This window comes from Massilimicrobiota sp. mt181 (genome assembly GCF_055420065.1).
In genome coordinates this window covers 1-14,825 of sequence record NZ_JBVAYN010000038.1, presented here as the reverse complement: position 1 = coordinate 14,825, position 14,825 = coordinate 1, and the positions used below count along the sequence as shown (strand labels likewise).

The following is a 14,825-nucleotide window of genomic DNA, read 5'->3' as shown; positions in this document are numbered from 1 at the left end:
GTATAATAACGCATGTATTTGATGTTAGTAAAGGGGGGAAGTTCAATATGGCAAAAACTGTAGTAAGAGAAAATGAATCATTAGATGATGCATTACGTCGTTTCAAAAGACAAGTTTCTAGAACAGGTACCCTTGCAGAAGCTCGTAAAAGAGAATTTTATGTTAAGCCTGGTTTAAAACGTAAAATGAAATCAGAAGCTGCTAGAAAAAATAAAGGTAAACAAAGATAAGAAGAATTTCGGTTCTTCTTTTTTTGTTTTCTCATATATTAAAATGAGGTGATTTCATGGTCGTGATTAATGAACAGCAAATTTGTGTTCATGACTATCAGAAAGTATTGATGATGGATGCTCATTTTTTTAAAATTCAAATGCCACACTATATTCTTAATATTCGAGGTCAAGATATACAAATTGAATATTATGATCAAAAAGAAATACGCCTTAAGGGATCTGTGAAAGTGATTGAATATGATGAAGATAGGTTATGATCTTTATCATATTCAAGAAGAATTGATTTATGAATTACTTGAATATGCTAAGACTAAGAAAGTCAGATTAATTCATTTACGAAAAAAAGATGATATGTATCAATTTTATATTCCTACATATCAAAGATATTTACTAAAAGGCTTATCATATCCTGTTCAATATTTAAAAACAGAAGGATTATGGAAATATATTTTCTTTTTATCAAAACAATATTTAAATATCATCGGTGTTCTTGTTTTTTTTATCAGTGTTTTGATCTCTTCTTTTTTGATTTTTGATGTTCGCATTAAAGGAACGATGACAGAAGTTAATGAAGATATGAAAGTTTCTTTGAAAAATGAGAATATTGATATTATGAAACCACTTCAAAGTTATGAAAAATTAAATGAAATTTTATTACATTTTAAGGAACTTTATAAAGATCAGGTAGAATATATCAATATTTATCAGACAGGAAGTGTTTTTCATATTGAATATACAAAAAGAACACAAGAAGAAGTGAAAGAGGATGATTATCGCAATATTTATGCCAAGAAAGATGGCATGATTCAATCATTAGATGTGAAAAGTGGGTTGAGTGTTGTTAAGAAAAATGATTATGTAAAAAAAGGCGACTTATTAGTTGAAAATACGATTATTTCAACTCAAAATAAAACAAAGATCATACCAGTTGAAGGTCATGTTTATGCTTATACTTTTAACCAATATGAAGCCAGTATTCCTGATGTTAAACAGGATAGTGCTGAGGCTTTCTATGAACTTTTGTTGAAAATTCGTAGTCAATTACCAACACAGGCTGTTATTGATAAAGAAAATGTTTTACAAATGACAAGAACTCGTAGTAAAATAACTTTGAAGATGCATTATACTCTTATTGAAGATATTGCAGTCAAAGGAGAAGAGAATGAAGAAAATCTTGAAACTTGAAACATGTACAATGGATGAAATAACAAGACTCATGGGAAATCATGAAGAAAATATTCATTTGTTAGAAGAGGCTATTCAATGTGATATTATAGTACGTGGAAATGAAATTGTTTTAAATGATACTGAAGAAAAAAATCAGCAGGTTGAGGATATGATAAGGACTTTGCTGGCTTTAGTCAAACAAGGGAAAAGTATTAGTCAACGAGATATTATATATTCATTGAATCTTGCTAAAAATAATCAGTTAGAGAAAATTGATGAACTTTATCAGATTAAGATTGCACGTACAATGAATGGAAAACTGATTTATCCTAAGACTTTAGGCCAAAAAGAATATTATCAGGCACTTAAACATCATGATGTTGTTTTTGGCATCGGTCCTGCTGGGACAGGAAAAACATATTTGGCTGTTGTTTTTGCTGTTCAAGCATTAAAAAATCATGAAGTTCAAAAGATTATTTTAACGAGACCAGCCGTAGAAGCTGGTGAGAGTTTGGGCTTTTTGCCAGGTGATTTAAAGGAAAAGGTTGACCCATATTTAAGACCGCTCTATGATGCTCTTTATGATATGTTAGGACAGGAAAAAACAGAACGCTATATCGAAAAAGGCATCATTGAAATTGCGCCACTTGCCTATATGCGTGGTCGTACTTTGGAAGATGCATATGTTATTTTAGATGAAGCACAAAATACAACAGATGCTCAGATGAAAATGTTTTTAACGAGACTAGGTTTTCATTCTAAAATGATTATAACTGGAGATATTACACAAATAGATTTACCAAAAGGTGTAGGCAGTGGACTCAAAAAAGCTTTGCATATTTTAAAGGATGTTAAAGGGATTCGTTTTGTGTATTTAACAGCTTTAGATGTAGTGAGGCATCCTGTTGTACAAAAAATTATTGAACGTTATGAAGAAGATGAAAAGAATCATGATATGAATTAGCTGCTGATGATTTGTCAGCAGTTTTTCCTTTATCACTATTAAAAAGGGATTTGACTTATCATTATAGAAATCATTTTTTTAATATATCAATACTGTATCTACATTTTAGATGAAAAATCAGACAATATTTTATTAAGCTTGACTTGAATTTTTTTGATACTTTGTTTTTATAACGATATTATTTTGATATTCAAATAAAAAAGTGGTATAGACCACTTTTGTAGTTATTTCATTGTTTTAAGATAATGTTTTAAAACTTTCAAATGGGCTGTTGAAACAGGTAATTGAGAAATATCGTCCAGACTGTATAATGATCCAAAAGGTTCATTGATTGAAAAATGATAAATATGCATATGCCATGTACGATGGGTAAAGACATGTTTGACCTGACCATGATAAGAAACAAGGGATAGGGATAAATGATATTGTTTTTCAAATTCTTCAATAAAGCGATAAGGACTTTCTATTTCATATTGAATAAATCCATATAGGTTCTCTAATAGTCCAGCAGGATTTTGAATCATGATGTATTGGTCCTGATATGTAATAATTCCTGTTATATAGTTTATTTCTTTATGTTTTATATTTTTAATAGAAATGGGTAATACTTTTTGTTGTCCAGTCTTCTTTGCTTGACAAAAAGAAGCAATTGGACAAATTTCACAATGAGGGTTGAAAGGACGACATATAGTAGCTCCTAAATCCATAAGTCCTTGATTAAATGCTGAGGAATCGTATCCATCAAGTAATTCATTGACAATGTTGAAAATATTTTTTTGAGCTTTTGGTAAAGCAATATTTTCTGTTAGAGCGTATAATCGAGATATAATTCTCAGCACATTTCCGTCTATAGCCGGAGTTGGTAGCCCATAAGCAATTGAACAAATGGCTCCAGCTGTATAAGGACCAATACCTTTAAGTTTGAGAATTTCCTGATAAGTTATGGGAAAGATGCCATGATATTGAGTGCATATTATTTGGGCGGTCTCATGAATATGTTTAGCACGACGATAATATCCAAGTCCTTCCCATAATTTATAAACTTCTTCTAAAGAAGCGTCTGCTAATTTGTCAATGGTATCAAATGTTTGGATAAAACGTTTATAATAGGGGATAACAGCCTCCGTTGTTGTTTGTTGGAGCATAATTTCACTAATCCATATATAATAGGGATTTTTTGTTTCTCGCCAAGGGAATTGACGATGGTTGGATTGATACCAGGAAATAAGATTATTTTGTATATTGTTTTGCATAAAATCACCGTTGGTATTATACTATAAAATAAAACAAAAAGAAAAGGATGTGATGAAAAATGAAGAAGGAAGATCGTATTATTCATGATTCTTTAAGAGAAACAAAACTTGCTGATGAACGTCTATCACCTTATGCAACAAAGAACAGTGAATGCGTTAAGGTCAAAAAGACAACAAAAAAAGTGAAAGAATTTGATATACGTTGGCCTTTTGAAGAAGATATTGATCGTGTCTTATATTCAAAAAGTTATAGTCGATATGTTGATAAGACGCAAGCACTATCATTTTTTAGTAATATTCATATCACAAAACGTTCTTTGCATGTCCAATGGGTTTCTCGTATAGCAAGACAGATTGGACGTGGGTTAAATCTTAATCTTGATTTAATTGAAGCGATTGCTTTGGGTCATGATTTAGGACATGCACCTTATGGACATGTAGGAGAAAAAGCAATTAATGATTGCTTAGTAGAAAGACAATTTGGTTATTTTACACATAATGCAAATAGTGTCAGAAATTTATTGTTTATTGAAAGAAATGGCATTGGATATAATGTTTCTTTGCAGGTGTTGGATGGTATTTTATGTCATAATGGTGAAATTCTTTCAAGAATATATAAACCAGATCGTCATAAAACCATTGAACAGTTTTGGCATGAATATGAAAGCTGCTGGAAAGAGAAAGATTATTCACTTAAAATTTCTCCAATGACTTTAGAGGGTTGTGTTGTCAGAATTTCTGATGTCATTTCTTATGTTGGGAAAGATATTGAAGATGCTATTAAAGTCGGTATCATCACTTTAGATGACTTGCCTAAAGAAGTTGTAGATGTATTAGGAAGTAATAATAAATCTATGATTAATCGTCTGATTGGTGATCTTGTCATTCATAGCTATCACAAACCTTATTTAGAATTTTCAAAAGAAGTTTATCATGCTTTAGCGATACTTTTTCAATTTATTTCTACGCACATTCATCATCATCCAACACTCATGAAAGAAAACGAAAAGTTGACACGAATGGTTAAAGAATTATATGATGTTCTATATGATGATTTATCTACACAATATCAACCTCAAAAAGGGATTTGTGCACATGTATCAAAAATGATAGAAACATATAAAGAAACGCCTCTTGAATTGATTGTCAGTGATTATCTTTCAGGAATGACGGATAGCTATGCTTTGCGTTTTTATGAAGAAAGATTTTTACCAAAACAGCATGGAGAAATGATTGAAGACTATTAAAAAATTTGTACTTAACAAAAAAAAGTGATAAGATAAAAGTAAGAAAGGAGTCAGACTATGAAACTCATAATTGCAATTGTAAATAATGATGATAGTAATGCTGTTCAGACAGCATTGACTGAAGGTGGCTTTTTTGTAACAAAGTTGGCCACATCAGGTGGTTTCCTTAAGAAGGGAAATACAACTTTCTTTATTGGAACAAATGATGATAAAGTAGATCCTGCTCTTGAAATTATCAAGGCACATGCTAGAAAACGTGTAGAGAAGGAACCAACTGTTCCACCTACAGAAATGGGTGAATTTTTTACTCCTATTATGGTAGATGTTTTAGTTGGAGGAGCCACTGTTTTTGTTGTAGATGTGGATCGTTTTGAAAAAATTTAAAAAACAGCCTAGGCTGTTTTTTATTTGTGAAGGAGAATATTATGGAAATAAGAGTGCTACGTGGTCATGAAATTATAGAAGCGGCTCAACTTTTAAGACATAGTCAAATACAAAAAGATGATCTGATAGCTGAAGCTTATCATAAAGATGTTTTTTTTATAGGCGCATTTGATCAGGAGCTTGTTGGCGTTGCAGGTGTTTATAGATTTAGACAGATTGTATATTTGGATGTTAAGGAAAATGTATGTAACTCAGATGTTGCTTCTTTGCTTTTAAAACACATTCTTTTGTTAACGTGGGATGATATTACTGCGAAAGTGCCTAAAGAACATGCAACATTATATAGAGACAATGGTTTTCAAGTCATCAAAGAAGAAGAACATTTTATACATTTCATCTATCATCATCAAACAACAAATCATTTTACACAATATCAGCAGGTTCATGATTTTATTGCCAGTCAAAAGCAGCGCGTTTATGCTTTGGATAATTTTAAGAGATTTATGAAAGATATGGGCAATCCTCAGATTCTATTAAAATCTATACATATTGGTGGGACGAATGGAAAGGGTTCAACAACAAATTATATGCGATCAGTTTTACAGACAGCTGGATATAAAGTTGCCACTTTTACTTCTCCGGTTTTAGAAACACGTTTAGAAATTATGCGTATTAATGATCAGCATATTAGTGAAGAGGAAATTATTTTATATGTTAATAGATATATGGACTTGTGGCTCAAATATGAATTATCTATGTTTGAAATCGAAGTTTTTATTGCTATTATGTTCTTTTTGAATCGCCGTGTTGATTTTGCTATATTCGAAGTTGGTTTGGGAGGAGAACTTGATGCCACAAATATTATTTATCCAATCATAACTGCAAATACCAATATAGGACTAGATCATACCGAATATTTAGGAAATACCTATGAAGAAATTGCTATGACCAAAGGTGGAATTATTAAAGATGGCGTTCCATTTATAACGGGAGAGAAAAAAGAAGAATGTCTTCGCGTTTTTCAAAATATTTGTGATCAGCATCACAGTCCGCTGATGAAAGTGCAGGATATTTTGCATATTGAAGATCATCAGCAATATTTGACTTATGATTATCGTCAATATCATGTGACATTGAATACATCAGCACGCTATCAATGTCAAAATAGTGCATTGGCTATAGAAATTTTGCTGTATTTAAAAGAGCATAGCTATATGGAATTTACTGATGAAGAGTTATTATCAGGCTTAAAAAATGCAATCTGGGCTGGGCGTTTTGAAATTGTTAATGAAAAGCCTTTGATGATTATTGATGGCGCTCACAACAAAGAAGGCATGGAAGCCTTTTATCAATCAGCAAAAAAATATTCTCATATAAAAATTATTTTTAGTGCTCTAAAAGATAAAGATACACACGCAATGATTGAATTGTTATTGCAACTAACAGATGATATCACAGTTTGTGAATTTGATTTTTATCGTGCACAAACAGTTGAGAAGTTGGCAGAAGATTTTCCTGTGAAAATTGAAAAAGATTGGCATAAGGCCATTGATCAGGCTTTTTTACATCAAGGTGTTGTTTTTATTACAGGTTCACTTTATTTTTTAGCTCAAGTGCGTCCTTATATTCTTAAGCATCAAAAGAAAGTGTAAGAAAATATTGTGTTTTATTTGAGAGTATGGTATTATCGCATAGAAAAGAAATACGAAAGACCTGGAAATCTTTTCCGGGCTTTTATTTTGAGAGATTTGCATGACGTTTGCCTCGATTTTGTCGGGTAAGAGGTGAATGTAAACAAATGAAGATGAAAGAGAGGTTTATATGAAGCAAATAACTTTTTATGATTTAGGATTGTCAAAACCAGTTTTACAGGGGATTGAGATGATGGGATATGTTATTCCTTCACCAATTCAGGAAAAAGCGATACCTGTTTTATTAGATGGACATGATATGATTGGACAGGCTCAAACGGGAACAGGAAAGACTTTGGCATTTGGAAGTGTATTATTATCACGTATTGAAAAGAAAAACAATCATGTACAGGCATTGATTTTATCACCCACACGAGAATTGGCGTTACAGATTGATGAAGAATTAAAGCGTATTGGAAAATATACGGATTTATCTATTGTGAGCGTCTATGGTGGAAGTGAAATCGAAAAACAAATACGTGCCTTAAAAAAAGGAGCCAATATTGTTGTGGGAACACCAGGTCGTGTTTTAGATTTAATGCGTCGTAAGGCTTTGAAGTTAGATAATGTTGAATGGCTGGTTTTAGATGAGGCAGATGAAATGCTAAATATGGGGTTTATTGATGATATTGAGACCATATTAAAAGCTACACCTGAAGATAAGCAAACTGCATTATTTTCAGCAACGATGCCTAGTGATATTAAGAAAATTGCTAGTTTTTATATGAAAGACAATTATCAGCATATTCAAATCAAATCAAAAACAATGACTGCAACAACTGTTTCACAGTATTATTTTGAAACAAAAATGAATCGTCGATTTGAAGTGTTATGTCGTATTTTAGATTCGCGTGAAATGGAAAATGCAATTATTTTCTGTAAAACAAAACGTTCTGTTGATGAAGTGGTCGCAGCAATGCAACAAAAGCATTATAATGTAGAAGCTATGCATGGGGATTTATCTCAGAATCAAAGAATGAATACTTTAAGACGATTTAAAAGTGGAAGCATTCAATATCTTGTCGCAACGGATGTGGCAGCGAGAGGAATTGATGTCGATAATATCTCACACGTTATTAATTATGAATTACCACAAGATGAAGAATTATATGTTCATCGTATAGGTAGAACTGGTCGTGCAAATAGAAAAGGGGAAGCTTATTCTATTGTGACATCACGTGAGAAAAATTTCCTTAAAGTGATTGAGAAAAGAACGCATAGTCATATTGAAAAATTACCTGTTCCTGCGATTGAAGATATTTTTGATCAGAAAGTAAAGGAATTGCTTTTTGATGTTCAAGCTACCATTCTTAAAGACAATATCAAGCCATTTCAAGAGATTGTCAAGGAAATACCTGGACATATGAAAAATGATGTCATAGCTGCTTTATTGGCTATGTGTTATTCGCAAAGAGTAGGGTTTGATTATCAGGATATAAGCGAATTAGATAAAGATTATCAGCGTATATTTATGAGTGTTGGTTCAATGGATAAAGTTGGTGTCAAAGATATTATTGATTTTTTAGTACGTTTTGGTCAAATTCAAAAAAGAGATATAGGTGATATTACATTAAAAAGAAAATTTACTTTTGTAAATGTAAAACCAAATGTAGCTAAACAGGTTATTGATTATTGTTATAATCAAAAAATAAAAGGAAGACGTGTTCGTTTGGAGTTTGCTGAAGAAGAATAAAAAAGATTGTCAAAATCAAATGAATTTAAAAAATGAAGTGGAAATGTCCTCAAAAGGAATTTCCACTTTTTTAAAATTACAACATTTTTTTATTGAATGTAAGCACTAACATAGTGTATAATATAAAAAGTAGTAACAAAGGAGGAAGTTATATGAAAAAATATGTCTACTTATTTAGTGAAGGAAACAAAGACATGCGTAACTTACTTGGTGGTAAAGGGGCAAACTTAGCTGAAATGACAAATATTGGTTTACCAGTACCTCAAGGGTTTACAGTCACAACTGAAGCCTGCACTAGATATTATGAAGACGGAAAAGTGATTTCTAAAGAAATTGAAGACCAGGTTTATGAAAAACTTGCAGAACTTGAAAAAATTACAGGAAAAACTATGGGGGATGCACACAATCCATTACTTGTTTCTGTACGTTCTGGAGCAAGAGCTTCTATGCCTGGTATGATGGATACAGTTTTAAATTTAGGTATGAATGATGAAGTGGCTAAAGGATTTACTGAAGCAACACAAAATCCACGCTTCGTATACGACAGCTATCGTCGTTTTATTCAAATGTTTGCTGATGTTGTTATGGGATTCCCTAAAAGCTCATTTGAACATATGTTCGATAAAGTTAAAGAAGAAAAAGGCGTTGAATTTGATACTGATTTAACAGCTGATGATTTAAAAGAAGTTGTAGAAATTTATAAAAGTGAATACAAAAAACATGCTGGAGAAGATTTCCCTCAAGATCCAAAAGTACAAATGATGGAAGCAATCAAAGCTGTATTTAGATCTTGGAATAATGATCGTGCTATCACATATAGACGTTTAAATGATATTCCTGCAAGTTGGGGAACTGCTGTTAATGTTCAGGAAATGGTTTATGGTAACCGTGGTGAAACTTCAGGAACTGGTGTTGCGTTTACAAGAAACCCAGCAACTGGTGAAAAGAAATTATATGGTGAATACTTAATGAATGCACAAGGTGAAGACGTTGTTGCAGGTATTCGTACACCTCAAACAATTGATACTTTGAAAGAAGTTATGCCTGAATGTTATGACCAATTTGTAAAAATCAATAAAATTCTTGAAGATCATTATAAAGATATGCAAGATATGGAATTTACAATTGAAGACGGTAAATTATTCATGCTACAAACACGTAATGGTAAGAGAACTGCTGCTGCTGCTTTAAAAATTGCTGTTGACTTAGTGCATGAAGGTATGATTACAAAAGAAGAAGCTTTATTAAAAGTTGAACCAAAACAACTTGATCAATTATTACATCCAAACTTTGATGATGTATCATTACGTTGTGCACAAGTTGTGGCAACTGGTTTAGCTGCTTCACCAGGTGCAGCTACAGGACGTATTTATTTTACTGCTGAAGATGTTATTGAAGCTCATAATAATGGGGTTCAAGATATCTTATTAGTTCGTCTTGAAACTTCACCTGAAGATATTGAAGGTATGAATATCGCTCATGGTATTTTAACAATCCGTGGAGGAATGACTTCACATGCTGCAGTTGTTGCTAGAGGTATGGGAACTTGCTGTGTTTGTGGATGTGGTTCATTAAAGATTGATGAAGAAAATAAAATTTTAACAACACCTGATGGTAAACAATATCATGAAGGTGATTACATGTCATTAGATGGAAGTACTGGTAATGTTTATGGTGAACAGATTAAAACTGTTGAACCAGAAATCAGTGGTGACTTTGAAACATTTATGGAATGGGCTGATGCTGCACGTACATTGGAAGTTCGTACAAATGCTGATACACCTCGTGATGCATTACAGGCACGTAAATTTGGTGCAGAAGGTATTGGACTTTGTAGAACAGAACATATGTTCTTTGAAGAAGAAAGAATTTTCAACTTTAGACGTATGATTACTGCAGAAACAGAAGAAGCAAGAAGAGAAGCACTTGAAAAAATCTTACCATATCAAAGAAGTGACTTTAAAGAATTATTTAAAGCTATGGAAATTTATCCAGTTACAATTCGTTTCTTGGATCCACCTTTACATGAATTCTTGCCTCATACTGATGAAGAAATTAAACCTCTTGCTGAAAGTTTAGGTATGACTTTTGATGCATTAAAAGCTCGTGTTGAATCATTGAAAGAATTCAATCCAATGATGGGACACAGAGGATGTCGTTTAGCTGTTACTTATCCTGAAATTGCTGAAATGCAAACAAGAGCTGTGATTGAAGCTGCTATTGCAGTTAATAAAGAAGGACAAAATGTTGTTCCTGAAATTATGATTCCACTTGTTGGAGATGTTAACGAATTAAAATATGTTAAGAAAGTTGTTTGTGATACAGCAGATAAGATTATCAAAGAAGCTGGTGTTGAATTGCCATATAAAGTTGGTACAATGATTGAAATTCCAAGAGCTGCTTTAACTGCTGATAAGATTGCACAAGAAGCTGAATTCTTTAGCTTTGGAACAAATGACTTAACTCAGATGACATATGGTTTCAGCCGTGATGATGCTGCTAAATTCTTAGGTGATTACTATAGTAAACAAATCTTCGAATCTGACCCATTCGCTAAAGTCGATCAGGAAGGTGTCGGAGAATTAATGAAAATCGCTATTGAAAAAGGTAAGAAAACACGTCCTGACATTAAGTTAGGTATCTGTGGTGAACATGGTGGTGAAGCAAGCACTATTGAATTCTGCCATAAATTAGGTTTAACATATGTTTCATGTTCTCCATTCCGTGTACCATTAGCACGTTTAGCTGCTGCACAAGCTGCTGTTAAAGAAAAAATGGGTATTGACTAAAGGTATGATGAAATCATACCTTTTTTTATCGACGTATCTTGAGAACTATGATATAATATTTGAAAAGTGTAGGTGGTTTGATGAGAGTGCAATTAAATTTAGATAGTTTAGCTGTTCTTTTATTTTGTGGTGATTTAGTTGTTGATAACACAGCTCCTCTATCTCAGGAAGAATGGTATATTATAGAACGTAAATTGAAAAGTTCTTCTAAAAAAACACCATCTAAATTATTTGGAATGAATAAAGATACGTTGATTGATATTTTAGGAATAGATGAATATATTGCTTATAAAATGATTGCACGTTTAGCGAATGTCAATGAACTTTTATTTGCTTTAGCAAATTTAGAAAATGAGGGTATTTCTATTACAACGAAATATGAAGATAATTATCCAAAAGTTTTATTAACGTCTCTAAAGAAAAGAGCACCGTTATTTTTATATTATGTTGGTGATATGGGTATCACAGATCATCATATGGTATCAGTTGTAGGTCCTCAGGAACTTGAAAAACGTTTAAATGTTTATACGAAAAATATCGTAACGAAAATATATGATGAAGAAAAAGTTCTTGTTGCCAATGGAACAAAAGGAACAGATGCTTATGCTTTAAAAACTTTTTTGAATTTAGGTGGTAAAGCTATTTGTTTTGTCAGTGATCATATGTTTGATAAGAAAAAATCTTTTTCAAAATATATTAAAGATGGACGTTTATTGTTAGTAAGTGCTGTAGATCCATTTGCTTACTTTAATGTGACAAATGCATTGGATCGTAATATTTATGTTTGTGGTCTTTGTGATGTTCAAATTATTACAGCTACGCATATTAACAGTGGTGCTGTATGGTTTACAACAATTCAAAACTTTCATTATCATTGGACAAAACAAATGGTATTAGATGATAATCATTATGGTGGCAATATACGTTTATTAGAGATGGGAGCTATAAAAATAACTTATGAAGATATTTTATCGTTATTGACGCTTGATCAAATTATAGAAAAAAATGAAGTTGTTAAGGAGGAAGAAGAGATACTCATAGATCAGATGTCTATTTTTGAGTTCTTGGATGAATAATATGATAAATGATTTTTTTAGAAAATATAAAAGATCTCCTGTTACAATTATACTGATATGTGCTTGCATAGGCATTTATGTCTTATCATTTTTTATGTTTGGTGAGGAAATGAATGCATATGAAGGGCTATTATTTGGAGGTTATAATCCTGTATATATTCAGCTAACACATGAATATTTTCGTTTGATAAGTGCAAATTTTATTCATTTTGGTATTTTGCATTTGGCTGTTAACTGCTATTCTCTTTATGGGGTAGGTGCTTTTATTGAAAATTCACTGGGATTAAAAAAATATATTATTTTAATCGTTGCCAGTACTTTATCAACAACGGGATTGCCATATCTGTTTTACTTATTAACAGGATATGAAGCAAATGTTGTGAGTGGTGGTATCAGTGGAGTGATTTTTGGATTGATAGGGGCACTTGCAGCTTTAGCAATGCATTATCGTTATATTTATATGGATATATTTAAGCAATTGGCACCAAATCTTATTTTAATGTTAGTTATATCTTTTATCATTCCATCTATTTCTCTTTCAGGACATTTGGCAGGACTGATTGGTGGTTTTGTATGTACATATATCTTGTTATGTTTTAAGCAAAAGGAACATCTTATTCATTGATAGAGGAGGAAAAATATGTCATTTCAAAATAAATATAAAGAATATAAAGAAAGACAAGAAGCAAAAAAATATTTTCGATCAAATAATGATCAGTTTTTAGACTCATCACAATGGATGAAAGTGATTGGTTTTGGATTGTTGGTGTCAATTATATGTGGTGTTGTTTTAGGTTTGGTTATTTACGCATTACATATCACTTCATCTCTTTTTTATATTGTTTGTGCTTTGGCTGTTGCTGGTGCTATTAATAAAATATCACAAATTCATTCTTCACAAATGGCTATCTTAAGTGTTGTTTGTACATTTGTATGTTATATCGTTGGAGAAATGACAATGATATATTTACCTCTCCATGAAATGGGAATAGGTTTAGAATATGTATCTATTTTATCTATCCTGTCATCGAGCATTCAATCTTTATTTGTTGGAGATTTGTTTACAACAATTGTTGCAGTTATTGGTTTATTTATTGCTTATACTGTTGCTAAATAAATATATTGAATATCCTAAAAAATGAGTGTATGAAAATACACCCATTTTTGTTATAGTTGAAACGAGAAGTTCAATTTATTATTATCGTTCAATGAAATAAAACAGATATTTTTATTTTAAATCAGGTTGATAATATTTTTCTACATATTCTTCATAAAGTTCCTTAAATCTTTGATAGTGAACGATTTCTCTTTGTCTTAAAAAAGACAGTGGTGCTAAAAGATCAGGATCTTGTGTCTGATTCATTAAATTTTCATAAATGGCTCTGGCTTTTTGTTCTGCTGCACAATCTTCAGCTAAATCGGCAACAGGATCACCTGTTGAAGCAATAGCGACAGTATTAAATGGAACTCCATTTGCATCATTTGGAAATAACGAGCAACCATGTTCTGTATAATAAGATTGCAGACCTGCTGCTTTAATTTCTTCCATTGTTGCACCCTGTGTCAATTGATATACCATTGTTGAAACCATTTCCATATGACCTAATTCTTCAGTACCAATATCTGTTAATAAAGCTTTTCCTTTATCATCTGGCATTGTATACCTTTGTGTTATATAGCGAGTAGATGCTGCCAGCTCACCATTTGGTCCACCAAATTGAGTGATAATATATTTGGCCATTGATAAATCTTTTGATCTAATAGCTATTGGATATTGCAGTTTCTTACTGTAAACCCACATTTTATTTCCTCCTTAATCTTTTTGAAATTCCCAAGGCCATGGACCTTGTAACCACTCAAATGGGACATGATCTTGAGTATTTTGAACATAAAGTATTCCAAACTTCTTTTCAAATGCATCTTGTGCCTGTTGACCTTTTTGAACATATTCCTGATAAAGTTGAATCATTTTTTCATCGTCAGGATGGGTATCAAGATATAAATTGATTTCATGAGCAACAAAATTATACATCTGTAATTCAAGTAGAAATTGTTGTCTTTCATTTTCAGGTTGTAGACAATAATTTGAAAAACCCTGATATGACATATATAAATCTTTGAAAAGATTTCCGAGCATAATAGCTTCCTGTGGTTCAAAAAGAGAAGGTTTTGTATGCCTTGAATAATGTGGTGTATAAAATGGTGAATAGAAATTCTTGTCTTCTTGAAAAATATTCATATTGACCTCCTTCAATGTTAATTTATGATATGACTTATAGAGTGATAAGGACATATGTTTATTTTCAGTTCATATTTTATTTTTATAAT

At 31.8% G+C, this 14,825-nt stretch carries 15 protein-coding genes; 12 read left to right on the top strand and 3 right to left on the bottom strand.

Annotated features, from left to right (window positions below; all coding sequences use genetic code 11):
* Positions 1 to 47: 47 nt before the first annotated feature.
* The 4 genes from rpsU to ACZYT4_RS13370 are packed head-to-tail and all read left to right on the top strand — an operon-like array spanning position 48 to position 2,364.
* The gene (gene rpsU, locus ACZYT4_RS13385) at positions 48 to 230 is read left to right on the top strand and encodes a 30S ribosomal protein S21 (RefSeq protein WP_087245930.1); all 183 of its coding nucleotides are present in this window, start codon (positions 48 to 50) and stop codon (positions 228 to 230) included.
* A gap of 56 nt (positions 231 to 286) precedes the next feature.
* Positions 287 to 490 carry a YabP/YqfC family sporulation protein gene (locus ACZYT4_RS13380; RefSeq protein WP_463786680.1) on the top strand — a complete coding sequence of 68 codons (204 nt, stop codon included), beginning with the start codon at positions 287 to 289 and terminating at the stop codon, positions 488 to 490.
* Positions 471 to 1,418, top strand: coding sequence for a sporulation protein YqfD (locus ACZYT4_RS13375; protein ID WP_463786676.1), 948 nt, complete (start codon positions 471 to 473; stop codon positions 1,416 to 1,418). The genes ACZYT4_RS13380 and ACZYT4_RS13375 overlap by 20 nt, the downstream gene beginning before the upstream one ends.
* The gene (locus tag ACZYT4_RS13370; RefSeq protein ID WP_463786673.1) at positions 1,396 to 2,364 is read left to right on the top strand and encodes a PhoH family protein; all 969 of its coding nucleotides are present in this window, start codon (positions 1,396 to 1,398) and stop codon (positions 2,362 to 2,364) included. Before ACZYT4_RS13375 ends, ACZYT4_RS13370 begins: the two co-directional genes overlap by 23 nt.
* 224 nt (positions 2,365 to 2,588) lie before the next feature.
* Here ACZYT4_RS13370 and mutY read toward each other — a convergent pair whose 3' ends face one another.
* Positions 2,589 to 3,617 carry an A/G-specific adenine glycosylase gene (mutY, locus tag ACZYT4_RS13365; RefSeq protein ID WP_463786670.1) on the bottom strand — a complete coding sequence of 343 codons (1,029 nt, stop codon included), beginning with the start codon at positions 3,615 to 3,617 and terminating at the stop codon, positions 2,589 to 2,591.
* A 59-nt stretch (positions 3,618 to 3,676) separates the two neighbouring features.
* On the opposite strand from mutY, the gene ACZYT4_RS13360 reads away from it, so the two are divergent.
* The 8 genes from ACZYT4_RS13360 (at position 3,677) to ACZYT4_RS13325 (ending at position 13,614) form a co-directional block, all read left to right on the top strand.
* The gene (locus ACZYT4_RS13360; protein WP_463786667.1) at positions 3,677 to 4,864 is read left to right on the top strand and encodes a deoxyguanosinetriphosphate triphosphohydrolase family protein; all 1,188 of its coding nucleotides are present in this window, start codon (positions 3,677 to 3,679) and stop codon (positions 4,862 to 4,864) included.
* A 57-nt stretch (positions 4,865 to 4,921) separates the two neighbouring features.
* Positions 4,922 to 5,248, top strand: a complete 327-nt coding sequence (locus ACZYT4_RS13355; RefSeq protein WP_087245748.1) for a cyclic-di-AMP receptor — start codon at positions 4,922 to 4,924, stop codon at positions 5,246 to 5,248.
* Positions 5,249 to 5,289: 41 nt separating this feature from the next.
* Positions 5,290 to 6,900: a bifunctional folylpolyglutamate synthase/dihydrofolate synthase gene (locus ACZYT4_RS13350; protein WP_463786665.1), complete on the top strand. Its 1,611-nt coding sequence runs from the start codon at positions 5,290 to 5,292 to the stop codon at positions 6,898 to 6,900.
* Positions 6,901 to 7,069: 169 nt separating this feature from the next.
* Positions 7,070 to 8,632, top strand: a complete 1,563-nt coding sequence (locus tag ACZYT4_RS13345) for a DEAD/DEAH box helicase (protein ID WP_463786662.1) — start codon at positions 7,070 to 7,072, stop codon at positions 8,630 to 8,632.
* Between the two features lie 152 nt (positions 8,633 to 8,784).
* Entirely contained in the window at positions 8,785 to 11,421 is a 2,637-nt protein-coding gene (gene ppdK, locus ACZYT4_RS13340) for a pyruvate, phosphate dikinase (RefSeq protein ID WP_463786659.1), read from the top strand.
* Between the two features lie 80 nt (positions 11,422 to 11,501).
* A complete protein-coding gene (locus ACZYT4_RS13335; protein WP_463786653.1) occupies positions 11,502 to 12,497 on the top strand; it encodes a DNA-processing protein DprA in 996 nt (331 codons plus the stop codon).
* Between the two features lie 109 nt (positions 12,498 to 12,606).
* Positions 12,607 to 13,122, top strand: a complete 516-nt coding sequence (locus ACZYT4_RS13330) for a rhomboid family intramembrane serine protease (protein ID WP_463786651.1) — start codon at positions 12,607 to 12,609, stop codon at positions 13,120 to 13,122.
* A gap of 15 nt (positions 13,123 to 13,137) precedes the next feature.
* The gene (locus ACZYT4_RS13325) at positions 13,138 to 13,614 is read left to right on the top strand and encodes a hypothetical protein (RefSeq protein ID WP_463786648.1); all 477 of its coding nucleotides are present in this window, start codon (positions 13,138 to 13,140) and stop codon (positions 13,612 to 13,614) included.
* Positions 13,615 to 13,725: 111 nt separating this feature from the next.
* Here the strand turns inward: ACZYT4_RS13325 and ACZYT4_RS13320 are convergent, their stop codons facing one another.
* Positions 13,726 to 14,298 carry a manganese catalase family protein gene (locus tag ACZYT4_RS13320; RefSeq protein ID WP_463786643.1) on the bottom strand — a complete coding sequence of 191 codons (573 nt, stop codon included), beginning with the start codon at positions 14,296 to 14,298 and terminating at the stop codon, positions 13,726 to 13,728.
* A gap of 12 nt (positions 14,299 to 14,310) precedes the next feature.
* A complete protein-coding gene (locus tag ACZYT4_RS13315; protein WP_463786640.1) occupies positions 14,311 to 14,736 on the bottom strand; it encodes a spore coat protein CotJB in 426 nt (141 codons plus the stop codon).
* Positions 14,737 to 14,825 lie beyond the last annotated feature (89 nt).

What these genes read in the sequence shown, in the direction of transcription:
- ACZYT4_RS13335 (WP_463786653.1), top strand. Translation starts at nt 11,502, where the DNA reads ATGAGAGTGCAATTAAATTTAGATAGTTTAGCTGTTCTTTTATTTTGT.
- ACZYT4_RS13370 (WP_463786673.1), top strand. Translation starts at nt 1,396, where the DNA reads ATGAAGAAAATCTTGAAACTTGAAACATGTACAATGGATGAAATAACA.
- ACZYT4_RS13330 (WP_463786651.1), top strand. Translation starts at nt 12,607, where the DNA reads ATGAATGCATATGAAGGGCTATTATTTGGAGGTTATAATCCTGTATAT.
- ACZYT4_RS13320 (WP_463786643.1), bottom strand. Translation starts at nt 14,298, where the DNA reads ATGTGGGTTTACAGTAAGAAACTGCAATATCCAATAGCTATTAGATCA.
- ACZYT4_RS13360 (WP_463786667.1), top strand. Translation starts at nt 3,677, where the DNA reads ATGAAGAAGGAAGATCGTATTATTCATGATTCTTTAAGAGAAACAAAA.
- ACZYT4_RS13325 (WP_463786648.1), top strand. Translation starts at nt 13,138, where the DNA reads ATGTCATTTCAAAATAAATATAAAGAATATAAAGAAAGACAAGAAGCA.
- mutY (WP_463786670.1), bottom strand. Translation starts at nt 3,617, where the DNA reads ATGCAAAACAATATACAAAATAATCTTATTTCCTGGTATCAATCCAAC.
- ACZYT4_RS13315 (WP_463786640.1), bottom strand. Translation starts at nt 14,736, where the DNA reads ATGAATATTTTTCAAGAAGACAAGAATTTCTATTCACCATTTTATACA.
- ACZYT4_RS13355 (WP_087245748.1), top strand. Translation starts at nt 4,922, where the DNA reads ATGAAACTCATAATTGCAATTGTAAATAATGATGATAGTAATGCTGTT.
- ACZYT4_RS13375 (WP_463786676.1), top strand. Translation starts at nt 471, where the DNA reads ATGATGAAGATAGGTTATGATCTTTATCATATTCAAGAAGAATTGATT.
- ACZYT4_RS13350 (WP_463786665.1), top strand. Translation starts at nt 5,290, where the DNA reads ATGGAAATAAGAGTGCTACGTGGTCATGAAATTATAGAAGCGGCTCAA.
- ACZYT4_RS13345 (WP_463786662.1), top strand. Translation starts at nt 7,070, where the DNA reads ATGAAGCAAATAACTTTTTATGATTTAGGATTGTCAAAACCAGTTTTA.
- ACZYT4_RS13380 (WP_463786680.1), top strand. Translation starts at nt 287, where the DNA reads ATGGTCGTGATTAATGAACAGCAAATTTGTGTTCATGACTATCAGAAA.
- rpsU (WP_087245930.1), top strand. Translation starts at nt 48, where the DNA reads ATGGCAAAAACTGTAGTAAGAGAAAATGAATCATTAGATGATGCATTA.
- ppdK (WP_463786659.1), top strand. Translation starts at nt 8,785, where the DNA reads ATGAAAAAATATGTCTACTTATTTAGTGAAGGAAACAAAGACATGCGT.